The following is a 22712-nucleotide window of genomic DNA, read 5'->3' on the forward strand; positions in this document are numbered from 1 at the left end:
CCCGGGTGAGCCGGGCCCGGGCCGCGGCCCGTACGAGATGATGCGCCGCCGCCCGCACCGGCTCCCCCGGAGTGAACCCGGCCGCGGAACGCAGTCCCGGCACCGCGTCCAACAGTGCCGAGGAGGCCACCGCGGAATGCGCGTCCACTCGCGCCAGATACACCACCTGGCCGGGCCGGGCGGCGGCGTCCACTTCGGCCACCGTCGGCGGCCGGCCCTCCGGCCAGCGGGTCTCGTCCCAGCCGTCGGCGAGGATCGCGGCGTCGGGGTGACGGGCGGCGTAGTCGGCGACCAGTTCCAGGCAGTGGGTGAGCGAACGGGCCGCGGCGAGGTCGAGGCCCGCGAGCCGCAGGCCGAGCGCGGTGGTGTGCAGATGGGGTTCCACGAAGGCGGGTGTCACGAAGGCGCCATCGAGCTCGACGATCTCGGCGTCCGGATGCAGGGCACGTCCGACATGATCGGCGCCGAGCCATACGACGACGCCGTCGGTCACCGCCAGGGCGGTGGCATCGGGCGCACTCGAACTGTAGATCCGGCCTCCGACCAGCAGCTGCGTACTCACGGGAGTCCAGTCTGCCGCACCGCTGCCCGGCTCGCGCGGGCCGGTCCGCGCGCGAGCGGGCGGAGCAGCCCCGCGGCGGCGCCGGATCCCGCGCCCGCCCGCGGCGAATTACGCTGCCTCCATGACCAACACGCTCGGTGCGGTCGGTACCGCCGACTACGTTCTGCTCACCACCTTCCGCAAGGACGGCACCCCGGTGTCCACACCGCTGTGGGCGGTAGCCGAGGACGACAAGCTCTTCGTCTGGACCGTCACCGACAGCTGGAAAGTTAAAAGGCTGCGGCGCAACCCGGAGGTCACGCTGCAATCGTGCGATTACAAGGGCACACCGCGCGGTGAGGTGGTCCACGGCACCGGCCGGGTCCTCGATGCCGACGGCAGCACGCGGGTCCGCCGCCTGATTTGCCGCAAGTACCGGCTCACCGGCCCACTGGTGGTATTCGGCAGCGTCCTGCGGCGCGGCAAGTCCGGCACCGTCGGCATCGAACTCACCCCACGGTCCGAGCCCGCCGTCCCGGAATAGCCGACCGTCGTCCCGGCCTGTCGGGTCAATCGACGTGGGGCCGTAACCATTCCTCGAGGTCGTCTGCCGCGCCGAGCTCGGCGGCGAGTTCCGCCCGCTCGGTGTCGGTCAACCCCAGTGCCGATAGGTCGGCCCGGCGCTCGGCGGCCTTGTCCGGGTTTCCGCGCGCGACGGCGAGTTCGGCCAGTGCCGCCAAGGCACGTGCGCGGTCCAGCACACCGGCCGCCCCGCCGTGGCGGCGCAGCCCCGATTCGAGTGTTCGTTCGGCGGCCTTGTCGTCGTTCTTGGAATCGCGCAGGATCCGCGCATTGTCGAGCACTCGGGCAAGGCCGGTCAGTTTCGCCGATCCGCCGTACTCGATTTCCGTGGGCTCCGTTCTGGCGATATAGATCACTCGGTTGCCGTCCGGGTCGATGAGAGTGAACCTGGTCTGCCCGGCACGGAAGCGCGTGATCCGCCCGGGACCCTGCGCGGGGATCCGGCCGAACCGTTCGCGTAGCGCGGTACTGAAGTGGCGATGCCGGTCCGCGACATCGTCGACCATGACCAGACAACCCGCCTCCTCCTTACCTGCGTGCCCCGCGGGAGCGGAGGTGAAGTGGAGGTCGCAGTCGTGCGCCGAGATCGCGCCGTAGACGTACGGCTTGGTCTGTTCGTAGGTGACCGTGTAACCGAGCGCCCGGTAGAAGTCGAGCGTGCGGGCCAGATCGTGTGTGGGCAGCACCGGTACCGCGGTATCTCCCATGAGAACCCTCCCAATAGTCAATTTTGACTACCTGAAGTTAGGTCACTCGGCATTCGGAAGTCAAATTTGAGTACCGTACTGTTCGGGTGACGGAAGGAGCGCCGATGGCGGCGGTACGGTTGCTGGTTCTCGGAGTGGCACGGCGGCAGCAGCCGACCCACGGTTACGCGGTGCGCCGCGAACTGCTGTCCTGGCGCGCCGATACCTGGACCAATGTGCAGCCCGGCTCCATCTACCACGCCGTGAAACAGCTCACCCAGGAGGGAAAGCTCCGCACCCTCGGCACCGAGGACGGCGGCCGGGGACCGGGCCGTACCCTGTTCGAACTCACCCCCGCCGGCGAGGCGGAATTCCTGGAGCGCATGAACGAGGCGCTGACCAGCGTGGACATGGAGGAACTCGGTGCCGGTATCGCCTTCATGGACGCCCTGCCGCGCGCCCATGTGATCGCGAAACTACGCGAACAGCGGGAGCGCAGCCGCGCGATCCGCGATGAGCTGCTGACCATGGTCGGTGACTATCCGGGTCGCTACGAGCCCCCGCACGCCACCGATCTGCTCGAATTGTGGAGCGGGGTCTTCGACAATCTCACCGGCTGGACCGCCGGTGTACTGGATCGGCTGGAGCGGGGCGAGTACCGCATGGCCGACGATTCCTAGATCCCGCGCGGCTCCGCGGGCGGGAGCCGCTTTTCCACGATAGTGCTCGAGTGCGGTCGCTCGTCGGTGTACCACTCGCTCACCACGACACCGTCCACGACATCGGCATCGATCACCGTGGACCGGTACGGTGCGGCCGCGGCGATCTTGGCGACGCGGCGCGCGGCCAGGGCCGCCAGTACCGGGCGGAACAGCGCGCGGGTCGGCGGGATGAGTATCAGCAGGCCCACCACCGAGGTGACCGGGCCGGGAACGAACATCAGCAGGCTGCCCGCCCCCACCAGCGCGCCGTCGGCGACCGCGGCTCCCGGGGTGATCTCACCACGCGAGGCGCGGCGGAACTGTTCTCCCACCCGACGCCACTGCGAGCCGAGCAGCAACATGCCCGCGGCGGAACTGGCGATGAGCAACAGGATGGCGGGAACGGCGCCGAGCCAGGCGACGGCGGCGGCGAAGACTGCGATCTCGACGACGAGGTAGACGAGGAAACCGAGGACGGGCATGGGCGAACCTTTCGGTCGGACTACCCGGACAACGAACGAGATGTCCGATTTTCTCCCGAAACCCTCGATTGCCCGGCTTCCGATGCCGGGAAGCCCGGACTCCGCTTCCGGATCCCGGCCGGCCGCAGCGCCGGTTCCGCGTTCCGGGCCGCCCGCCCGGATCCCGATGCTCAGCCGCCCGGACGTACCACGCCGGTCTCGTAGGCCAGCACCACCGCCTGCACCCGGTCCCGCAGGCCCAGTTTGGTCAGTACCCGGCCGACGTGGGTCTTCACCGTGGCTTCGGACAGGAACAGCTGGCCGGCGATCTCGGCGTTGGACCGTCCGGCAGCGATCTGTTCGAGCACTTCGCGCTCGCGGGCGGTGAGCACCTCGAGGATGGCGGGGTCGCGCGAGGGCGTGGGTTCTTCGGCGATCAACCGGTCGAGGAGGCGTTTGGTGACCTTCGGCGACACCACCGCGTCCCCGGCCGCGACGCTGCGGATGGCCGAGATCAGGTCCTCGGGCGGGGTGTCCTTGAGCAGGAACCCGCTCGCGCCGGCACGCAGCGCGCCCAGAGCGTGTTCGTCGAGGTCGAAGGTCGTCATCACCAGGACGCGGGCGCCGTGGTCGGCCTCCAGGATGCGACCGGTGGCGGTCACTCCGTCCACGACCGGCATCCGGACGTCCATGAGCACCACATCGGGGGTGAGCTCGGCGGCCCGGGCGACCGCCGTGGCGCCGTTGTCGGCTTCGCCGACCACCTCGATATCGGGGTGTGCGCCGAGCACCATTTTGAGTCCTACGCGCATGAGTTCCTGGTCGTCCACAACGAGCACGGTGATCGGCACGGATTCCAATGTAGTGGCGGCCGGTACCTATTCCCGATCCGGTGCGGACAGCGGAATCCGCGCGTATACCCGCCAGGCGCCATCGGGCCGTCGCCCGGCCTCGAGACTGCCGCCGAGCACCGCCATCCGTTCGCGCATTCCGGCCAGGCCCAGGCCGCTGCCCTCGATCCGGTCCTCGGGCCGTACCGGGACGCCACCGGAGTCGACGACCTCCACCTCGATATGGTCGGCGTGCCGCCGCACCCGCACCCACGCCTTCGGGTGGGCGCCGGCGTGGCGGAGGGTGTTGGTCAGCGCTTCCTGCACGATGCGGTGGGTGCCCAGACTGATCTCGGGCGCGACGCCGTCCAGTTCGCCGGCAAGTTCCAGTTCGACCGCCAGGCCCGCGTCCCGCATCAGCTGCACCACCGCGGCGAGCCCCGCCGTCCCGTGCTGGGGGACTTCGTCGGGGGCGTGTTCGGTGCGCAGCAGCGCGACGGTGCGGCGGAGTTCGCGCAATGCCTCGCGGCCGGTCCCGGCAATGGTGACCAGCGCCTGTTCGGTGGTGCCGGGGTCGGTGCGCAGGGCGAACCGCGCGCCGTCGGCCTGGACGATCATCACGCTCACCGCGTGCGCGACCACATCGTGCAGTTCCCGGGCGATCCGGGTGCGCTCGGCCGAGACCGCGTCGTGCGCACGGCGTTCCCGGTCGGAGTCGGCGACGGCCAGCCGGGCCGCCACCTCCGCGTCGTAGGCGCGGCGGGCACCGGTGAACTCGCCCAGCGCCCAGCACAGGGCGAAGAACACCGAGACGAACGCGAGGTCCCCGGCCCGGAATCCGCTCAGCAGCGCCATCCCGTACGCGGTATCGGCGACCAGCGCCAGCACGTACCAGAGTCCGGCGCGCCGGCCGACATAGGCGACCAACGTGTACAGCATGACCCCGTGGCCGATCAGCGCCGCGTGCCCGGTGGGGTCGCCGACGAGGTAGCCGATGGTGCTGGCGCAGATCGACAGTGCCATGAAGGTGACCGCCATGGCCCGCGGATAGATGCGGCGCAGCACGATCGGGAGCGGGATGAGCACCGAGAACACCAGGAAGGCGGCGAGGTGGGTGCTGTCGCGGGCCATGGTGAGGTCGAACACCAGCAGCGCCGCCGCGAGCGCGGAGTCCGCGACGACGGGGTTGTCTCGAAGCCACAGAATGAACCGGCGCACCCGCCCAGCCTAGGAGTACGGCTCCGGCCGGCTCCGTGAGCGGGTGATCTCCACCCGCGGACCGTCTGGTTCGCTTGGCGGGTGGATGTGACCGACTGGCTGATGCTGCTTCCGGCCGCGGCCGCCGCAGGCTGGGTGGACGCCGTGGTGGGCGGTGGCGGCCTGATCGTGCTGCCGACCCTGCTGCTGGTGGCCCCCGGCCTCGCGCCGCAGACGGCACTGGGTACCAACAAGCTGGCGGCGGTCGCGGGTACGGCCACGGCGGCGGCTACCTTCGCCCGGAAGGTTCCGCTCCAGTGGCGGCTGCTGATACCAGCCGCCGCACTGTCGGCGATCACCGCGGCGGCGGGCGCGGCGGCGGTGGCGCTCATCGACCGAGACCTGTTCATCCCGACCGTGCTGGTGGTGCTGATCGGGGTGGCGATCTTCGTCACGGCCCGTCCCACGATCGGGATCACGCTGGCTGCCCACCCCCCGTCGCGGCGCAAGATCGTGCTGGTGGTGGCGCTGGCCGCGGGTCTGATCGGCGCCTACGACGGACTGCTCGGCCCCGGCACGGGAACGTTCCTGATCATTACTTTCGCCACCCTGCTCGGCACCGAGTTCGTCCGGGCGGCGGCGATGGCGAAAGTGATCAACTGCGGCTCGAATATCGGGGCGCTGATCTACTTCGGCGCCACCGGGCACGTGCTGTGGGCGCTGGGCGCGGCGATGGCGCTGGCCAATATCGCGGGCGCGGTGCTGGGTTCGCGGATGGCACTGGACCGCGGCGCGGAGTTCGTCCGCGCGGTGCTGCTGGTGGTCGTGGTCGCCATGGTGATCCGGCTGGGCTGGCAGCAGTTCGGCTGAAGACGCGCACCGCGGGCCGCTCGTCCGGGGCCGGTTGCGCCGGAGTTCCCCACCGCAACCGGCCCCGCCCCGCGGACCGCTGTGCCCCACGACACGATCCGGGGCCTGCCCCGGTCCTCGCATCGTTACGGGCGTGCCTCGCTCCGGATATCCATCACGACCGCCTTGGGTTCGGTGAAGAACTCACGGCTGAAGTTGCCGCCCTCGCGGCCCACCCCCGAGTCGCCGACCCCGCCGAACGGGGCCCTGAGGTCTCGGACGAAGAAGCAGTTGACCCATACGGTTCCCGCACGCAGCAGCGCGGAGACCCGGTGCGCCCGGGACAGGTTCTCGGTGAACACCATCGCGTTCAGCCCGAACGGGGTGTCGTTGGCCCGGCCGATGGCTTCGGCTTCGGAATCGAACGGAGTCATGACAACAACCGGGCCGAAGATCTCCTCCCGGCAGACCCGGGCGTCGGCGGGAGCGTCGGTGACAACGGTCGGACGGACCGTCCACCCCTCCCCCATTCCGCCCATCACCGTGGTGCCGCCGTCGGCAGCGACGCCCTCCAGGAAAGAGCGCACCTTGGTGTAGTGCTCCGCGGAGGCCAGCGGGCCGAGCTGTGTCGCCGGATCTTTGGGATCACCCAGGACCAACGCGTCGGCCACCTCGCAGAAGCGGCGCAGGAAGGCGTCGTAGATACCGCGTTCGACGAACAGGCGACTACCGGCGAGGCAGACCTGTCCCGCATTGCTGAAGATGGCCTTGATCGACCACTGCACAGCGGATTCGAGATCCGCGTCGGCGAATACGATATTGGCGCCCTTACCGCCCAGCTCGAGGCTCACCGGTGTCAGGTTGCCGGCCGCCGCCCGGGCGATGGCGCGGCCGGTGTTCGATTCACCGGTGAAGGTGATGCGGTCCACCCGGGCGTCCGTGGTGAGCGCCTCACCCACCGAATCCGGCCCGAACCCGTGCACGACATTGAGCACGCCCGGGGGCATACCGGCCTCGTGTGCGAGCCGGGCCAGAATCGTCGCCGAGTGCGGCGTGTCCTCGGCGGGTTTGAGCACGACGGTGTTTCCCCAGGCCAAGGCCGGTGCGATCTTCCATGTTTCGAGCATCAGCGGGAAGTTCCACGGCGCGATGGCCGCGACCACACCGGCCGATTCGAATCTCGTGTACGCGTGGTGGCCGGAGTCCATCGGCAGCGTCTCGGCCGACGACATGCGCGCGTGGTCGGCGAAGAACCGGAAGTTCAGCGCCGAGCGCGGAACGTCCTTGGACGAGCTGTCGGCGATGGGTTTGCCCATATCCATGGTGTCGGCCATCGCCAGCTCGTGTGTGTTCGCATCGATGAGATCGGCCAGCCGGTGCAGAATCTGCCCCCGCTCGGCGAAACCCATCCGCGGCCACGGGCCCGAGTCGAAGGCTTCGCGGGCCGCCGCGACGGCGAGATCGGCTTCCGCGGGTCCGCCCAGCGCGACCTCGGTGCGCACCTCGCGAGTCCACGGGTCGATATTGTCGAAGCGGCCGTTGTCCTTCGACTCGACTTCTTTTCCATCGATGAAGTGGGTGATCAGTTCCATGGCTATCTGTCTCGTTCCTCAATGGTGACGTCGCCGGCCGCCCAGTGGGAACCGGGAACCTCCCGGACGACGACGCGAATACTGGGCAGCGGTGCCCCGGTGGATTCGGCGGTGGCATGGGTGAGTCTGGAGATCAGGTCACGTAGGACCTCCGGACTGCGTCCTTCCACGAGCGTTACTTCGACGAAGGGCATCCGCGCACCGCCTCGAAACGTGTCACCAGGGCATCGACGGATTCGATACGGGCGAACACGGTGCCCATAACACGCAGACTGTTCTCGTGCAGGTCGGGGAAGTACCCGGCGACGGCATCGCGGGCCACCACCACCTCGAGATCGCGGAAGAACGCGTCCCGGACGGTGGATTCGACGCAGAAGTCGGTGCGCACACCCGCCACCGCCATCCCGGTGACCCCGGCCAGCGTCTCGACCAGCGAGGTTCGGTAGAAGGCACTGAAGCGCTGTTTGACGACGACGGGGTCCTCGGACCGGACATCGAGTCCGGCCACCAGCTCGCTGCCCCAGGTGCCGGTCCGAAGGCCTGCGGCGGCGAGAAAAGGACTGCGCTGCGCGAGTATTCCGAGCTCGGAATCGTCGGCCCACTCCATCCGCACCCAGATGACCGGCACCTGCGCCGCCCGGGCGGCACTCACCAGGGTGTTGATGCGGTCGACCAGTGCGGGCAGATCGCGAACGACCAGGCCGGCCTGCGCGAAGACCCCGTCCGGATGGCAGTAGTCGTTCTGCATATCGATGACGACCACCGCCCCGATCCCGTACTCGGAGCTCGGCGCCGCGGCGGTCATGCGCGATCCGGGTCGGCCGTGAGCGCCGCATGCGCTTCGAGTGCGGTGGTCGCACGTCCGGAATCGCCGCTCGCGATGGCCTCGACCAATTCCCGGTGTACCCGTGCCCCGACGCCGGTGTCCACCGGAGAACCCGAGGCGACGACTCCCGCCAATCGGCTCTCGACGAACTCGAGCAAAGACAGATACGTGTGCTTGAGGATCTCGTTCGTGGTGATCTCGGCAATACGTTTGTGCAACGCCCAGTTGGCACGCAGATAGGCCTCCACACCGAGGTCGGGGGCGAACATCACCTCGCCCAGGGCACGCAGTTCCTCGACATCGACGGTGTTCCGGAAACGGGTCGCGTCCTGGGTGATGAGTGGTTCGAGCGCCTCACGCATGATGAGACAGTCGGCCACCGATACCGAATCGCCACTCAGCTCCAGCATCTTCTGCCCCAGGCGAACCAGTGGCGGCGGTGAGGCCACGAAGATCCCGCCGCGGACACCGGGCCGGATCGTGATCATCTTCCGAGCGCTCAACAGCCTGATCGCCTCGTTGAATGTGGCGACTGCCACGTCGTACCGCTCGCGCAGGCTCTCCTTGGTACCGAGACGATGGCCGTTGCCGAGGCCTTCGTCCCGGATCATCTGCTCGATATCGCGCGCCACCTCATCGGCCAGCGAGAACGAGGACTGGGTATCGAGTTCGCGTTTGCTCATGGTGTCCCTCTGCTCTGCCGTAGTTGTGGTATCTCCTCGAGCCGATCCGGTCGACAGGTCGGTCTCGACAGGAATCGGAGGGCATTCCCACCCAGGATCATGTGCTCCTCCTCGTGCGTCAGGTCGAGTGCCCGGACCGATTGCAGCGGCGACCGGTCCGCGAGATCGAAGGGGAAATCGCTGCCCATCAGGACGTTGCGCACGCCGACGTTGTCGATCAGGCGGGCGAGGGCCTCGTCGTCGAATACGGCTGTGTCGTACAGCAACGTGCGCAGATAGTCCGAGGGTGGCCGCAGCATCATCCGGGCAGACGATTTCCGTTCATAACCCAGGTCCAGCCGGGGGGTGATACCGGGCAGGCAGCCGCCGCCGTGCGCGAGACACAGCCGGAGATCGTACCGGTCGAGCACACCACCGAACACCAGGCGGGAGATCGCGAGGCCGGTCTCCACCGGGTAGCCGAAAAGCTGGACCAGATGGTAATCGGCGAGACGCGTCCGGCCCGAGACCCGGCTGGGGTGCACCAGAACCAGGGTCTGCCGGCTCGAGAGCTCGTCCCACAGCGCATCGTTGACCGGCGCGTCCAATTCCGCCCCGCCACCGTAAGTCCCGATTGTCGCCCCGGCGAACCCGAGTTCGTCGATACACCGGCGCAGTTCCGCACTCGCTTCGGGCAGACCGACCGGAAGGGTGGCCATTCCCACCAATCTGTCCGGCGCCTGCGCGACGAACTCCGCCAGCGCGTCGTTGGATTGCCGGACCACTGCCGAGGTGAGCGCATCGTCGGTGGACTCCGACGCGAACAGGAAGGGCGGCGCCGATACCGCATGCATCGACACACCCGCCGCATCCATCGAACGGAGACGCTTCTCGATGTCGTACTGCTCGGCCGGGAAGGGGATCGCCGCACCCCGGTTCAGCCCGCAGATCGCCGGATCGATCGAGATCGAACCCGCGTCCATACCGGACAGGTCGGCCAGCCCGCGTCGTTCGAGCGCGACGAGCAGCGGCAAAGGCATTGCGTGACTGTGTATATCGATGACCGGGGAGGACCTCTGGCGGGACGACGGTATCTCTCTAGTCACGTCGCTCGGCCATGTATGCGTCGTAGTCGTCGCCCAGCAGCGAACGGATCAATGCCGTGGCCGCACCCGATGTACCGGCCTTCTCGCCGGTGCCGTAGATCAGGCGAGCCAGCTGAGAGAGAAGGTACGGGTGCAGCCCCAGCTCGTGCAGTCCGCGGAAGTCGCGCTCCCTGATGGCCCGCCGCTCCGCCTCGGTCAGCGGATATTCGTCGATGACCGCGTCCTCGTCGGACTCGAAGCGAGCCCGGAACTCCTCGTCCCACTTGAGGTCTTGCACGAGATCGTTGGTTTTCAACAGGGGATCGAACCGATCCAATGCCATGGTTTCAGATCCTTCCATTCGAAACAGAGCTCAGACGGTCCAGCGCACCGCGCCGACGCCGCACCGCCACTGTTCCACTGCGACGTAACCCAGATCGGTGCACGGACGAGGCCCGATCGCACCCAGAACGACTGTCCAGGAGAGTAATTCGGCGGTGCCGCCCGAACCGGCCGCCTCCATCCGCTGGAATGTCGCCTCGGTGCGGATGCGCTCGTGGTCCCCCGCGGTCAGCAGATCCATGTACCAGCGGTCGAATTTCTCGTCGATCTCCAGGTACCGAGGGCCGCCGGGCTCATGGCTGAGCCCGCCGGAGCCGAACAGGCCGATCCGGGCGTCGGCCGGGAGGTCCTCGGTGATGGCACGCCCCAGGGCCTTCCCGAAGTCGTAGCAGACCCGCTCGTCCGGCACCGGAGGAACCGTACAGTTCTGCAGGATGGGGATGACGGGTACGTCCAGGGCGGCCAATCCGGCCATGGTCACCGGGACGGAGACATTGTCGTCGAACCTGAGCCGATCGCGGACCCCGCGCACCCGGGGGCCGCTGTCACGCACCGACTCGAACAGGGTTCTCGCGATGTCCGGCGCTCCGCGCAGGTCGTAGTCCGCTACCCGCAGCCACGGCTTGAACCACTCGTCCGGACCGGAGTGCCGATCGGTCAACCCGAAGGAGAAGTCCCATGGGTCACCCACCCGGGTATTGGCCACGTGATCGTTCCCGATGATCAGCAGTGCGTCCAGATCCGCGGCGGCGATCTCGTCGTGGATGACGTCGTACGCCCGTCGTACCGTCTCCCGATCGGCCGCGGGTGCCTTGTCGAACCACCCCGTCAGGCCCGGCGCGTGACTTGCCGCCACCGCCAAACTGATCCTAGCCATCATTCCTCCGAGTTCGTTTGCACAGGGGTGTCCCGCATGCGGGACACCCGGTTCGAGAAGGCCGAGCTCCGGTCACGATTGCCGCGCGGCCAAGCGGCGGCGGATCGCGGCGGCGGCGGCTTCGGCCGTGGCCGCCTGGGTATCCCGTCCTTCGCCCGCGGTCGCGCCCGCCGGGTCCCCGAGATACCCCAGGGGCGTGGTCCGGCGGGCGTCGTCGTAGCCGCGCCGCCAGACGGCGAGCTCCTCGGCCCCGTAGTCGGTGGCCCGTAGTTCTTTCCGCACGTCCTCACGTACCAGGCCAGGGCAGGAATCCATCATCATCGCGGTCTCCCACCGGCCGGCGTGCACGTCGACGAACTCGCGGCCGTCCGGTCCGCTTCGCACGGGCGGCGCCGTCACCGGGGGTGCGACGGCCGGGTCTTCGTGAACGGTCAGCAGGGGATCATCCGGAGACAGTTCGAGCCGCCGCGCGAGGGCCGTGTCGACGACGAAGCTGATATCCGCCGGCGCTCGTTTCGTACCCGTCTCCACTGCCTCGTAGATCGTCCTGTTGTGCAGGGCGTCGCCATGGCCGGAGAAGCAGAAGATATGACCGAAGCCGTCGCCGGACATGCTCACGAACAGATCGGCGAGTACCTCGCGCATCAGACCGGGCCGAATACTGTAGGAGCCGGGGAACGATCCGGACACCACGTTCACCCCCCAGTAATAGGGCGGGACGACGAGGGCGTCGACACCGTGTTCGGCCAGCACGGCCCTGACCTTGTGTGCCCGATCGGTCGGCACGTACACATCGGTCCCCGCCGGTAGGTGCGGTCCGTGTTGTTCGATCACGCCGATGGGCCAGAGCAGCACCGCCCCCGCGGCGGCCGCGGCATCGATCTCGTACCAGGTCATCTCGGCCATCGAACCGCTGAAGATATCCATCGGCTCAGCCTCCGGCCCGGGTGTCGTGGAATGTCTTGGCGTCCTGGATCCGCTGATAGACCAGTGCGCGCAACTCCGCGAAGCGGGGCAGTGCGCGGGTACGCAACTGATCGCGCTCGTCGGACAGATCGATCGTGATGTCGTCCAGCACCACGGTCGGCGACGCCGACAACACCAGGACCCGCTGCCCGATGTAGACCGCCTCGTCGATGTCGTGGGTCACGAACAGCACGGTCATGCCCAGCTGCTCCCAGAGCGAGCGGGTCAGATCCTCGAGCTCGGACCTCGTCTGGGCGTCGACGGCCGCGAACGGTTCGTCCATGAGCAGCACCGAAGGCTGGTAGGCCACGGCCCGCGCGATGGCGACACGCTGCTGCATACCACCGGACAGCTGCCACGGGTACGCCTGTGGCACATCTTTCAGACCGACCGCGGCCAGAGCCTGTTCGACCAGTTCGGATCTACGGGCCTTCGGCACCTTCTTCTGCCGGAGCGGCAGCGAGACATTCTGCTCGACGGTCATCCAGGGAAACAGGCTTCTGCCGTATTCCTGGAACACGATCGCCATATCGCGAGGCGGACCGACGACCGGGCGGTCGCCCAGGTACACCGCACCGGACGTGGGTGACAGCAGGCCGGCGATGCATTTGAGCAGGGTCGTCTTGCCGGCTCCCGAGGGGCCGACGATGCAGGCCAATTCGCCCCGGCCGATCCGGAAGGTCAGGTCACGGACCGCTTCCACGTGCCGGCCGTGACCGGAGTAGACCTTCTGGACCCCGCGGACGTCGAGCATGGCCGGCGCGGCATCGATCGTCGCCTCGGTGGGGCGGGTTCGGGTTGTGGTCATTTCTCTCCTAGTTGCGCACGGCGCAGGCCGTGATACCAGCCGAGGGCACGACGTTCGAAGACGCCGAACGCGAGCGACAGAGCGAAGCCGAGCAGACCCAGCACGATGATTCCGCTCCACATCTGTGGGATGGCGAACCCGCGCTGGAATTGAACGACGGTGAAACCCAGACCGCTCGAGCTGGCGAACATTTCGCTGATCACCATGAGGATGATCGAAATCGACAGAGCCTGACGCATTCCGGCCACGATCTGCGGGCTCGCCGCCGGGAGCACGAGGTGACGGATTCGCGCGCTCCCGCCGATACCGTACGACCGCGACGTATCCGACAAAACATCGTCCACCGCACGCACACCCTCGACGGTATTGAGCAACACCGGCCACACCGCGCCCAGCACGATGACCAGAATCTTCATTCCGTCACCGATTCCCGCGACGATGATCAAGACCGGGATCAATACCGGCGGCGGGATCGCGCGAAAGAATTCGAGTACCGGTTCCACCGTCGCGCGGGCGCGGCGGTGCAACCCGAGGAACACCCCGAGCCCGACTCCCGACACCACACAGATGGCGTAGCCGGCGGCCAGACGCAACATGCTCGGCACGACGTCCTTCGTCAACCGCTCGGTGGTCAACCAGGAATCACCGAACGCCTGCGCGATCTTGACGAGCGAGGGGAAATAGTAACTACCCGAATTCGCTGTACCGATCCACCACAGCGCGATCAGAACGACCGGCAGTCCAACGATATAGAGGACCTTCTTCGCCACCGCGACGAGTTTCACGAAACCTCGTCCTTCCGTATCGACATATGCCACCCGAGCACCCGCCGTTCGATCGATCGAATGAGTACATTGACCGCCATTCCGAGCAGACCCGAGACGATCACCATCGCGTAGACATCGGCGATCGCGTTGCTCGCCTGGGCTCGCGCGATCTCGCTTCCCAGTCCCGGGCTCCCGATGATCAATTCGGCCGAAATGGTGAGGATCAGGGCGACCGAGGCCGACAGGCGCGCGCCCGTGATCAGGTACGGCAATGTCGTCGGCCAGACCAGGTGCCGGAACACGGCCCAGCGCGAGAACCCGTACGATTCGGCCGTGTTCGCGGCAACGGGATCGATGTCCTGTACACCGTGGAGTACCTGCACGAGGACCGGCCAGAACGACGCGTAGCCGACCAAGAGCAGTGTGCTGCGAATATCCGTGCCGAACAACAGCACTGCCAGCGGAATCAGGGCGACCGACGGTATCGGGCGCAGGAATTCGATGGTCGACGCCGTGATCGCGATCGTCTTCGCCGAACTCGCGATGGCGAATCCGACCGCGGTGCCCGCGATCAGGGCGAGCCCCAGCCCGATTCCCCAGCCGCGCACGGTGTCCAGCAGGGCCGCCCAGAAGGACGCCGCGCCGAGTTGCCCGGCGAGCGCCGTGAGCATTTCGCTCAGTGGCGGGAAATACTTCCGCGGCAGCACGCCGAGTCGTGGCAACACCTCCAGCAGGGCGGCGAAGACGACGACCCCGACGATGCCGAACGCCGCATCCGGCACCTTCCGCCTTCGCTCGGGCGCACGATCGGGACGGGACTCAGGCATTCCCGCGGCCCGCGCCCGGCCGGCCTTCGAAGACTCGTCCACGGTGACCGATTCCGAAATTGTGGGTGGCACTGTTACCTCGCTTCTTCACCCGGTACCGAGGCCGGAATGTCGCGGCCGACCGGAAACCGGATCACTTGACGATCAAGCCGTCGAGTACGCGGGGGTCGCCGATCAGGCCGGCCTCGGCCGTGAGCGTCGCCAAGCCGTCGATTTCGTCCCGATCGACGGCCGGCCCCCACACCGGTAGCCGGACGCTCTCGGCGATACCGTCGTCCAGCGTCAGATAGGTGTTCAGCGACTGACGTACTTCGTCGGGGTGCGCGGCGGCGTACTCGAAGGATTTCTTCAGTGCGGTGGTGAACCGCTCGACCACGTCCGGACGTTCGGCCAGCATCTTCTCGGAGGCGAACCATCCGGCGAACGGAATACCCTCGCCCATGGCCGCGTAGCCGACCGGCAACGGGCGCGCGCCCGCCTTCTCGGCGATCGTGATGAACGGCTCGCCCACCATCGCTCCGGCGATCTGGCCCGATTCGAGGCCCGCGACCATATTGGGGATGGGCATTTCGACCAGCGTGACATCCCCGGGAGCGAGCCCGCCCTTCTCGAGGCCGGCACGCACCGCGACCTCGCTGATGCCCTTCAGCGTGTTGATCCCGACGGTTTTTCCTTTCAGGTCCGCCACGGTGCGGATCGACGGGTCCGAGACCATCAGCTGGCCCGATCCGTCGTCGAGAACGTCGTCCGACGCGCGGGCGCCGATCGCGACCAGTTTGAGCGGAAGCCCCTGCTCGCGGGCCACGAGCAGGCTGGCCAGGTTGGAATAGCCGAAGTCGAAGTCGCCGCTCATCACGCCGGGCACGATCGCGGCGCCGCCCTGGGCGTCCTGCGTGGTCACGTCGAGTCCTTCGGCGGCGAACAGACCGCGTGCGACGCCCAATTTGACGGGAGCGACATCGATGATGGGGATGATTCCGAGCTTGACGGCGCCGCTGTCCTCGGCACCGGATCCACCGGCGCCGCAGCCTGTCAACGCGGTCGCCGCCAGCAGGCTCAACGCGACGGCGAATGCCCGCACGCTTTTCGGAAAGTTCGGCATGGGTCTCCTTGCTGGTACCCCCGGATCAGTATCGACTATAATCAATCACAATTGATAACGATCGACATGGCTTTCGCGAAAATTCAGTGTTACGAATCTTCCGAATCCGGTAACCCGGCCGACACGGACTCACCTCGCGGCCGCCTCACCTGGCACATCCCCACCCCTCGACCCGACCCAAGGAGTCCCATGTCCGCACTCGACCTGTCCGGCGTAGCCGATATCCTCGCCACCGCGCAGCGCACCGGAACCGCCGTGGACCAGTTCGGTGCCGAGCTCACGCTCGGCGACGCCTACGCCGTCCAAAGGGCACTGCTCGACCGCCGCCGTGCGGATGGAGCGGTCTATGTGGGGCCGAAGCTCGGATTCACCAGCCGCGCGAAGATGGCCCAGATGGGTGTCGACGAGGTGATAGTCGGCTGGCTCGTCGACGATATGCAGATCCCCTCCGGCGGCACCCTCTCCCTCGAACGGCTCGTCCACCCGCGGGCGGAGCCGGAGATAGCGTTCCGTCTCGGCCGCGACGTGAGCCCGAACGATCCGGACGACGACATCATCGACGCGGTCGACGCCGTGGCCCCCGCCCTCGAAATCATCGATTCGCGGTACCGGAACTTCCGGTTCAGCCTCCCCGACGTGGTCGCGGACAACACCTCGGCATGCCGATTCGTCGTCGGCGCATGGCAACCCGCGAACTCCACCACCGAGGTGGCCGAGCTACCCGTCACCTTGAGCTTGGACGGTGAACCGGCCGAGACCGGGACCACCTCGGCAATCCTGGACAACCCGTGGAACGCGCTCCGCGAACTGTCGACAATAGCCGGACGTTACGGTTACGCCCTGCCCGCCGGCGCGGTCGTCCTCGCCGGCGGCGCGACAGCGGCCGCACCGATCGACTCGTGCACCCACATCAGGGTGGACGTGCACGGCCTGGGCAGCGTGACTCTCGACATCGCACCACGTGGACAGGCCCGCACCGTCGACTAAGTTGTGCAGGGTGACGGCGACAACCTCCACCGAATCGGGCGGCCTACCGTCCGCGCACACCATCGATCCGGAGTTCGCGGACCTACCGCTGGCGGCGCTGACGGAATCGGCCCTGGCCGCGGCCCGCGCGGCCGGGGCCGAACACGCCGATCTGCGAGTGCACCGGTTGTGTACGCAGACACTGCGGTTACGCGATGGCCGGGTGGAGGCACTGACCGATACCGTCGAACTCGGGTTCGCGGTCCGCGTCATCGTCGACGGCACCTGGGGTTTCGCCTCGCACGCGGCGCTGACCCGGGAGACCGCGGCCGAGGTCGCACGGTCCGCGGTGGCCGTGGCGACCACCTTGCGCGCCCTCAACCGGGAACGCGTCGAACTCGCCGCCGAACCCCGCTACGACAACGCCCGCTGGATCTCCGACTACCGGATCGATCCGTTCACCGTGGCCTCGGCCGACAAAGTGGCGCTGCTCCAGGACTATTCGGGCCGGCTGACCGCCGCCGACGGCGTCGACCACGTCACCGCCTCACTTCTCCAGGTCAAGGAGCAGACCTACTACGCCGACACCGCGGGCTCCTCGATCACCCAGCAGCGGGTGCGTCTGCACCCGCAACTGGAGGCGATCACCGTGGACACCGCCTCCGGCGGGTTCGAGACCATGCGCACTCTGGCGCCCCCGGTCGGTCGCGGCTGGGAGTACGTCACCGGCGCCGACGGGGTCTGGGACTGGGATACCGAACTGGCCCGCATCCCGGAATGGCTGGCCGAGAAGGTGAAGGCGCCGACCGTCACCGCGGGCCCGACCGATCTGGTGATCGACCCCACCAACCTGTGGCTCACCATCCACGAATCCATCGGCCACGCCACCGAGTACGACCGCGCGATCGGCTACGAATCCGCCTACGCCGGAACCTCGTTCGCGACCCCGGATCTGCTGGGCACGCTGCGCTACGGCACTCCGGTCATGCATGTCACCGCCGACCGGGTCCAGCCGCACGGGCTGGCCACCGTCGGCTACGACGACGACGGAGTGGCCGGTCAGCGCTGGGACCTGGTGCGCGACGGCGTGCTGGTGGGCTACCAGCTCGACCGGGTGTTCGCGCCGCGACTGGGCCTGGACCGCTCCAACGGCTGTTCCTACGCCGATTCGCCGCATCACGTACCGATCCAGCGGATGGCCAATGTCTCGCTACAGCCCGATCCCGAAGCCGATACCAGTACCGCGGAGCTGATCTCGCGGGTGTCCGACGGCATCTACATCGTCGGCGACAAGAGCTGGTCGATCGATATGCAGCGCTACAACTTCCAGTTCACCGGGCAGCGGTTCTTCCGGATCCGCAACGGTGAGCTGGCCGGCCAGTTGCGTGATGTCGCCTATCAGGCGACCACCACGGATTTCTGGGGTTCGATGGAGGCGGTCGGCGGACCGTCGACCTGGCAGCTGGGCGGCGCGTTCAACTGCGGTAAGGCGCAGCCCGGCCAGGTCGCGGCGGTCAGCCACGGCTGCCCGTCGGTGCTGGTACGCGGCGTGAACGTCCTCAACACCCGGACGGAGGCAGGACGATGACGGTGACCGGTGCGGGTGTACTGCCCGCGGGTGCGGTGGTCGAGCGGGCTCTCGGCGCGTCCCGGGCCGATGAGGCGATCGTGATCGTGAGCGACGAATACGAGGCCTCGCTGCGCTGGGCCGGCAACTCCATGACCACCAACGGCGCCTCCGTCTCGCGACGCTGGTCGGTGATCTCGGTGTTCCGGGACGGGCCGCGCTCGGCACGCGTGGGGAGTGTGGCCTCGACCAGTGTCGACCCCGCCGATATCGAGGCCGTGGTGCGGGCGAGTGAGGAGGCCGCCCGATCCGCCGAACCGGCCCGCGACGCCATGCCGCTGCTGGACACGAACGCGGTTCCGGCGGCACCGGATTGGGAGCAGGCGCCGGCCGTCACCGGGATCGATGTGTTCGCCGGGCTCGCCGCCGATCTGGCCACCGGTTTCGACGGCGGCGACCGGCTCTACGGTTTCGCGCACCATCAGGTGCAGACCACCTGGCTCGGCACCTCCACCGGTGTCCGGCGCCGCTACACCCAGCCCACCGGGTCGATCGAGATCAACGGCAAGCGCGGCGACGGGGCGGAACTGGCCAGCGCCTGGGTGGGCGCCGGCACCGCCGATTTCACCGATGTGGACACCCCCGGTCTGCTGGCGGAACTGGCCCGGCGGCTGGACTGGTCGGCGCGGCGGGTGGAACTGCCCGCCGGACGGTACGAAACCCTGCTACCACCCTCGGCGGTCGCTGATCTGCTCATCTACATGTACTGGTCCATGGAGGGCCGGGGTGCGCAGGAAGGGCACACCGCGTTCGCCGCCGCGGGCGGTACCCGGGTCGGCGAGAAGCTCACCGATCTTCCGCTCACCCTCTTCTCCGATCCGGCGGCACCCGGCCTGCAGTGCCTGCCCTTCGTAGCCACCCCCGCCTCGTCGGAGACGGTCTCGGTCTTCGACAACGGCCTGTCCGCGCCGCGGGTGGACTGGCTGCGCGACGGCGCGATCGCCGATCTGGTGTACCCGCGTGCCACCGCCGCCGACTACGCCGTCTCGCCCACCGTCCCGGTGCAGAACCTGCTGCTCACCGGCGGTTCCGCGGCAACGCTGGACGAGATGATCGCCCGCACCGAACGCGGTCTGCTGCTCACCACCCTCTGGTACATCCGCGAGGTCGACCCGGCCACCCTGCTGCTCACCGGGCTCACCCGCGACGGTGTGTACCTGGTGGAGAACGGAGAGGTCACCGCGGCGGTGAACAATTTCCGGTTCAACGAGAGCCCACTGGACCTGCTGCGCCGGGTCACCGAGGCCGGGGCCACCGAACTCACGCTGCCGCGGGAATGGAAGGACTGGTTCACCCGCACGGCCATGCCGCCGCTGCGGATCCCGGACTTCCACATGTCGTCGGTGAGCCGGGCGACCTGAACCCGCGAAGCGTCGTCCCGGGACTTCACCCCACACCGATGCGACCCGGCTCGGCGCCGGGCAGGCAGGAGTCGGCAGGCAAGCGGCACCGCGGGGCCGGCAAGCGTCCGCGACGGAAGATGTCCGCCACCGGCCTCGTCGTGTCGGCGCCGGGCGAGTGGGCGTCGCCGACAGTGATCACGCGGGATGTGTTGCTGCCGGCGCCGGGAAATCTATTCTGCTCGCGGTACACGCGGGAAACGGTCGATCACGCCACCGCAGTCAGCACTCGGGGCCCGTCGGCGGTGATCGCTACGGTGTGCTCGGAATGGGCGGTGCGGGAGCCGTCGGCCGAGCGGATGGTCCAGCCGTCGGCATCGGTGACGATCCGGTCTGTGGTGGCGGCGAACCACGGTTCCAGGGCGAGGGTGAGGCCGGGCCGCAGCCGGAAGCCGCGGCCCGCGCGTCCGGCGTTGGCGACGTGCGGGTCCTCGTGCATGGTGCGCCCGAGCCCGTGACCGCCGAACTCGGTATTGACCGGGTATCCGTAGGCGCGGGCCACAGCGGAGATCGCCGCGGAGATGTCCCCGATCCGGTTACCCGGCTGCGCGGCCTCGATGGCCGCGGCCAGCGCCTCCTCGGTGGCCCGCACCAGGCGCAGATCCGCGGCGGCGGGTGTGCCGACGATAACGGTGGTGGCGGCGTCGGCGACCCAGCCGCCGATACTCAGCGCCAGATCCGCGGTCAGCACATCACCGTCGCGTAGCGCGTAGTCGAAGGGCAGGCCGTGCAGGACAGCGTCGTTGACCGACAGGCAGACCGTATTGCGGAACGGACCACGCCCGAACGAGGGCGCGTAGTCCCAGTAACACGACACCGCGCCCCGCTGCCGGATCCGTTCGCGCACGATCATCTCCAGGTCGAGCAGGTTCACGCCCACCGCCGCGACCGCCCGCAGTTCCGCCAGGATCTCCGCCACGAACGCCCCCGCGACGCGCATCCGCTCGATCTCCTCGGGCGATTTCAACTCCACCATCACAACCTCCACAGCCAGTGGTATTTCTATACCGTCATTGCGGTACATTAATACCACTCTTTAGAATGGGGGTATGGTCCGCCTGCCCCTCACCGCCACCCAGATCGACGCCGGCCGCCGTCTCGGAGTCCGGTTGCGTACCGCCCGTGACGCGCGCGACCTCGCCGAGGTCGCGCGCGCGGCCGGGATCTCCCCGGAGACCCTGCGCAAGATCGAGACCGGCCGCCTTCCCTCGCCGGGCTTCGGCACGGTCGTTTCCCTGAGCCGCGTTCTCGAACTGCCCCTCGAGGAGCTTGCCGAGATCTGGACCGCGGACAATCTCGCCGAATCCGCCTGAACGATCCGGAACGGCCTGGCCATCGGCTCCCCGCGGCCCGGGCACGGCCCTGCATTTCCGGACACCGACCCGATCACCGAGCGTCGACGACGTAAGCCCCAACCGCCGCGCCGAGTAGTCCGCTGCGCTCGCTCTGGCCCGACGGTCACCAATGGACCATCCGATCGCCGAGCAGGAGTGAGCGATCGGCTTGCACCGCACTGTCGCGCCCCGGGCCATCTCGGCGCGCAGTGGACACGCGAGGATGACCTCACGAGAGATCGCACTCCCGGATGCGTCCACGGGACCCAGCTCGGCTGGAACATCGCCTGGGTCTACGCGGTCGAACTGACCCGCCGGGCCACCGACCCGCGGGACGAACACGAGCGGATGTCCGGAGCAGCAGGTGACCGACGGTCCAATCGAGCGGGAGACGTATCCGCCGACCGCCCGGGCCTACACGCCGTCATCACGAACAGGACGGTAAACAGCGAATTCCCACCGCGCGATCCGGCCGATCGCCCGGGCCAGCTCATCCCAGGTCGGATATTCCAGATCACGCAGGAAATCCTCGACGTAGCGGCGAAGCTCGGCGGTATCGATACGGTCGAGCACCAGCGCGTGATCGGCCGGCCGGAACCCGCGCCCGCCCGCAACCTCCGCGCTGTCACCCGAAGCCCGGACGACGAGGTCGAACGCCTCCTCCCCCGCGTCGCCCGCCGGGCCGATCATCAACTGCACCAACACGTCGTCGGCCGCGCTCACAGCAGCCGGGTTCGCGAGATCGACGTCCGGGCTGTGCATTCCCTTGAGCTCCGCTCTCATCACCGCTCCTCGATCTCCAGATGCGCGTTGCTCTCCCAGTGCCGGGCGGTCATCGGGCGTGATTCGTAATTGGCCTCAACACTCCGCCCGGAAGGCTTCTGCTGGGGCGGGCGATACTGCCGCGATCCGTCGTCGCTGACCCAGCGATAGGCGCTGCCGTAGGGCAACCGCCTGGCATCGGCCCCGACCCAGGCGAGTCCAGCGGCATCGGCCTCGGCCCGCCCGGCCCGGCCGATACCGAAATTGCCGGCGCGCGCCCCCGCACTGCGCACGATCTCGACCACCCGCCGCCGATCCGGCCGAGCCGGTGCCGGCTCTTCGGAGTCCGCGCGCGGCACCGCTGCAGCGCTTCCGGCGGGAGCCTCCGCACCGGTCCGCCCCTCGGCGGCGGCCGTTCCGATCCCTGGGATACGCTCCGCTCCCGCTGCGTCCTCGGCCACAAGCTTCCTCGCCCCGGTCCCGGTGCCGAGGTCGAGCAAACCATCAACTTCAACCCGGACCTTCTGGACGTAGGTATGGATATAGTTGGACAGAAGGTTCGCGAATGCGACGTACTCGCCTGCGACACGCGACACCAGCAGCCTCCCAGAAATTGAATATTGAAGAGCCTCCGCGACAGTATCGAATCGATATTCAGCGGCTGTCGATACCGATAGAAGCCGTCGGCGCTCAGGGCAAACGACCAGATGAGCGGTCACAAAGGTGATCAGGTGTGGCCCAGGCCGGGTCAGCCTGACCGTGAGGACATCGTCGAGTGTGACCAGTGCGAGATCGCGCTCCTGGATGATATCCATTAATCGTCCGCTCCGCGTCCGCCGCACCACTCTGCGCGGCACGACAACCCGCCAGGGCCGCCACAGTGCCCGCGGCCAGCACGGACAACACCCGACGCCTGTACATC

At 68.1% G+C, this 22712-nt stretch carries 27 protein-coding genes; 7 read left to right on the forward strand and 20 right to left on the reverse strand.

Translation table 11 applies throughout. The features are described from left to right. On the reverse strand, positions 1–562 hold a 562-nt coding region (locus tag NGR01S_RS18745), incomplete at its 3' end, for an amidohydrolase family protein (RefSeq protein ID WP_157107329.1). Between the two features lie 121 nt (positions 563–683). Between NGR01S_RS18745 and NGR01S_RS18750 the strand changes: the two genes are divergently transcribed. Continuing rightward, positions 684–1085 carry a PPOX class F420-dependent oxidoreductase gene (locus tag NGR01S_RS18750; protein WP_063038587.1) on the forward strand — a complete coding sequence of 134 codons (402 nt, stop codon included), beginning with the start codon at positions 684–686 and terminating at the stop codon, positions 1083–1085. Positions 1086–1110: 25 nt separating this feature from the next. Here NGR01S_RS18750 and NGR01S_RS18755 read toward each other — a convergent pair whose 3' ends face one another. After that, positions 1111–1830 (reverse strand): DUF8817 family protein, encoded by a 720-nt coding sequence (locus NGR01S_RS18755; RefSeq protein WP_063038589.1) that lies wholly within the window; start codon positions 1828–1830, stop codon positions 1111–1113. A gap of 104 nt (positions 1831–1934) precedes the next feature. Between NGR01S_RS18755 and NGR01S_RS18760 the strand changes: the two genes are divergently transcribed. Further along, on the forward strand, positions 1935–2489 hold the full coding sequence (locus tag NGR01S_RS18760; protein ID WP_063038591.1) for a PadR family transcriptional regulator: 555 nt from the start codon (positions 1935–1937) through the stop codon (positions 2487–2489). Here the strand turns inward: NGR01S_RS18760 and NGR01S_RS18765 are convergent. The 3 genes from NGR01S_RS18765 to NGR01S_RS18775 all read right to left on the reverse strand — a co-directional run bounded on the left by NGR01S_RS18765 (position 2486) and on the right by NGR01S_RS18775 (position 5019). Next, positions 2486–2992 (reverse strand): FxsA family protein, encoded by a 507-nt coding sequence (locus NGR01S_RS18765; RefSeq protein WP_063038593.1) that lies wholly within the window; start codon positions 2990–2992, stop codon positions 2486–2488. The two genes, NGR01S_RS18760 and NGR01S_RS18765, sit on opposite strands and share 4 nt — an antisense overlap. Before the next feature lie 170 nt (positions 2993–3162). Then, on the reverse strand, positions 3163–3822 hold the full coding sequence (locus NGR01S_RS18770; RefSeq protein ID WP_063038949.1) for a response regulator: 660 nt from the start codon (positions 3820–3822) through the stop codon (positions 3163–3165). A gap of 27 nt (positions 3823–3849) precedes the next feature. Further along, entirely contained in the window at positions 3850–5019 is a 1170-nt protein-coding gene (locus NGR01S_RS18775) for a sensor histidine kinase (protein WP_063038595.1), read from the reverse strand. An 81-nt stretch (positions 5020–5100) separates the two neighbouring features. On the opposite strand from NGR01S_RS18775, the gene NGR01S_RS18780 reads away from it, so the two are divergent. After that, entirely contained in the window at positions 5101–5868 is a 768-nt protein-coding gene (locus NGR01S_RS18780) for a TSUP family transporter (protein WP_063038597.1), read from the forward strand. A 125-nt stretch (positions 5869–5993) separates the two neighbouring features. Here NGR01S_RS18780 and NGR01S_RS18785 read toward each other — a convergent pair whose 3' ends face one another. From NGR01S_RS18785 to NGR01S_RS18840, 12 genes are all read right to left on the reverse strand, one after another. Beyond that, positions 5994–7439 carry an aldehyde dehydrogenase gene (locus NGR01S_RS18785; protein WP_063038599.1) on the reverse strand — a complete coding sequence of 482 codons (1446 nt, stop codon included), beginning with the start codon at positions 7437–7439 and terminating at the stop codon, positions 5994–5996. A gap of 2 nt (positions 7440–7441) precedes the next feature. After that, positions 7442–7633: a tautomerase family protein gene (locus NGR01S_RS18790; protein WP_063038601.1), complete on the reverse strand. Its 192-nt coding sequence runs from the start codon at positions 7631–7633 to the stop codon at positions 7442–7444. Further along, positions 7615–8244 (reverse strand): cysteine hydrolase family protein, encoded by a 630-nt coding sequence (locus NGR01S_RS18795; RefSeq protein ID WP_063038603.1) that lies wholly within the window; start codon positions 8242–8244, stop codon positions 7615–7617. Before NGR01S_RS18795 ends, NGR01S_RS18790 begins: the two co-directional genes overlap by 19 nt. Beyond that, positions 8241–8948 (reverse strand): FadR/GntR family transcriptional regulator, encoded by a 708-nt coding sequence (locus NGR01S_RS18800; protein WP_063038605.1) that lies wholly within the window; start codon positions 8946–8948, stop codon positions 8241–8243. The genes NGR01S_RS18795 and NGR01S_RS18800 overlap by 4 nt, the downstream gene beginning before the upstream one ends. Next, positions 8945–10033 carry an amidohydrolase family protein gene (locus tag NGR01S_RS18805; RefSeq protein ID WP_084481383.1) on the reverse strand — a complete coding sequence of 363 codons (1089 nt, stop codon included), beginning with the start codon at positions 10031–10033 and terminating at the stop codon, positions 8945–8947. The genes NGR01S_RS18800 and NGR01S_RS18805 overlap by 4 nt, the downstream gene beginning before the upstream one ends. After that, positions 10026–10355, reverse strand: a complete 330-nt coding sequence (locus NGR01S_RS18810) for an extradiol ring-cleavage dioxygenase (protein WP_063038607.1) — start codon at positions 10353–10355, stop codon at positions 10026–10028. Before NGR01S_RS18810 ends, NGR01S_RS18805 begins: the two co-directional genes overlap by 8 nt. A 30-nt stretch (positions 10356–10385) precedes the next feature. After that, complete coding sequence (locus NGR01S_RS18815) at positions 10386–11231, reverse strand: DODA-type extradiol aromatic ring-opening family dioxygenase (RefSeq protein WP_063038951.1); 846 nt, start codon at positions 11229–11231, stop codon at positions 10386–10388. Between the two features lie 72 nt (positions 11232–11303). Beyond that, entirely contained in the window at positions 11304–12158 is an 855-nt protein-coding gene (locus NGR01S_RS18820; protein ID WP_084481386.1) for a creatininase family protein, read from the reverse strand. A gap of 4 nt (positions 12159–12162) precedes the next feature. Then, positions 12163–13005 carry an ABC transporter ATP-binding protein gene (locus tag NGR01S_RS18825; protein WP_245664668.1) on the reverse strand — a complete coding sequence of 281 codons (843 nt, stop codon included), beginning with the start codon at positions 13003–13005 and terminating at the stop codon, positions 12163–12165. After that, complete coding sequence (locus NGR01S_RS18830) at positions 13002–13790, reverse strand: ABC transporter permease (RefSeq protein ID WP_084481389.1); 789 nt, start codon at positions 13788–13790, stop codon at positions 13002–13004. Before NGR01S_RS18830 ends, NGR01S_RS18825 begins: the two co-directional genes overlap by 4 nt. After that, positions 13787–14554, reverse strand: coding sequence for an ABC transporter permease (locus tag NGR01S_RS18835; RefSeq protein ID WP_218020792.1), 768 nt, complete (start codon positions 14552–14554; stop codon positions 13787–13789). Before NGR01S_RS18835 ends, NGR01S_RS18830 begins: the two co-directional genes overlap by 4 nt. 178 nt (positions 14555–14732) lie before the next feature. Beyond that, the gene (locus NGR01S_RS18840) at positions 14733–15701 is read right to left on the reverse strand and encodes an ABC transporter substrate-binding protein (RefSeq protein WP_063038614.1); all 969 of its coding nucleotides are present in this window, start codon (positions 15699–15701) and stop codon (positions 14733–14735) included. Between the two features lie 189 nt (positions 15702–15890). Between NGR01S_RS18840 and NGR01S_RS18845 the strand changes: the two genes are divergently transcribed. The 3 genes from NGR01S_RS18845 to NGR01S_RS18855 all read left to right on the forward strand — a co-directional run bounded on the left by NGR01S_RS18845 (position 15891) and on the right by NGR01S_RS18855 (position 19655). After that, positions 15891–16688, forward strand: a complete 798-nt coding sequence (locus NGR01S_RS18845) for a 2-keto-4-pentenoate hydratase (protein WP_063038616.1) — start codon at positions 15891–15893, stop codon at positions 16686–16688. Between the two features lie 61 nt (positions 16689–16749). Beyond that, positions 16750–18255 carry a TldD/PmbA family protein gene (locus NGR01S_RS18850; protein ID WP_174551721.1) on the forward strand — a complete coding sequence of 502 codons (1506 nt, stop codon included), beginning with the start codon at positions 16750–16752 and terminating at the stop codon, positions 18253–18255. Then, on the forward strand, positions 18252–19655 hold the full coding sequence (locus tag NGR01S_RS18855) for a TldD/PmbA family protein (RefSeq protein WP_063038620.1): 1404 nt from the start codon (positions 18252–18254) through the stop codon (positions 19653–19655). The genes NGR01S_RS18850 and NGR01S_RS18855 overlap by 4 nt, the downstream gene beginning before the upstream one ends. 247 nt (positions 19656–19902) lie before the next feature. Here the strand turns inward: NGR01S_RS18855 and map are convergent, their stop codons facing one another. Beyond that, the gene (gene map / locus NGR01S_RS18860) at positions 19903–20670 is read right to left on the reverse strand and encodes a type I methionyl aminopeptidase (RefSeq protein WP_063038955.1); all 768 of its coding nucleotides are present in this window, start codon (positions 20668–20670) and stop codon (positions 19903–19905) included. Between the two features lie 73 nt (positions 20671–20743). Between map and NGR01S_RS18865 the strand changes: the two genes are divergently transcribed. Then, entirely contained in the window at positions 20744–21007 is a 264-nt protein-coding gene (locus tag NGR01S_RS18865; RefSeq protein WP_063038622.1) for a helix-turn-helix transcriptional regulator, read from the forward strand. A gap of 435 nt (positions 21008–21442) precedes the next feature. Here the strand turns inward: NGR01S_RS18865 and NGR01S_RS18870 are convergent, their stop codons facing one another. Together NGR01S_RS18870 and NGR01S_RS18875 are read right to left on the reverse strand one after the other, a co-directional pair. Further along, a complete protein-coding gene (locus NGR01S_RS18870; RefSeq protein WP_084481392.1) occupies positions 21443–21811 on the reverse strand; it encodes an Imm8 family immunity protein in 369 nt (122 codons plus the stop codon). After that, positions 21811–22605: a hypothetical protein gene (locus NGR01S_RS18875; RefSeq protein ID WP_157107330.1), complete on the reverse strand. Its 795-nt coding sequence runs from the start codon at positions 22603–22605 to the stop codon at positions 21811–21813. Before NGR01S_RS18875 ends, NGR01S_RS18870 begins: the two co-directional genes overlap by 1 nt. Between the last annotated feature and the right edge of the window lie 107 nt (positions 22606–22712).

This window comes from Nocardia grenadensis NBRC 108939 (assembly GCF_001613445.1).
In the GTDB taxonomy this organism is placed as follows: domain Bacteria; phylum Actinomycetota; class Actinomycetes; order Mycobacteriales; family Mycobacteriaceae; genus Nocardia; species Nocardia grenadensis.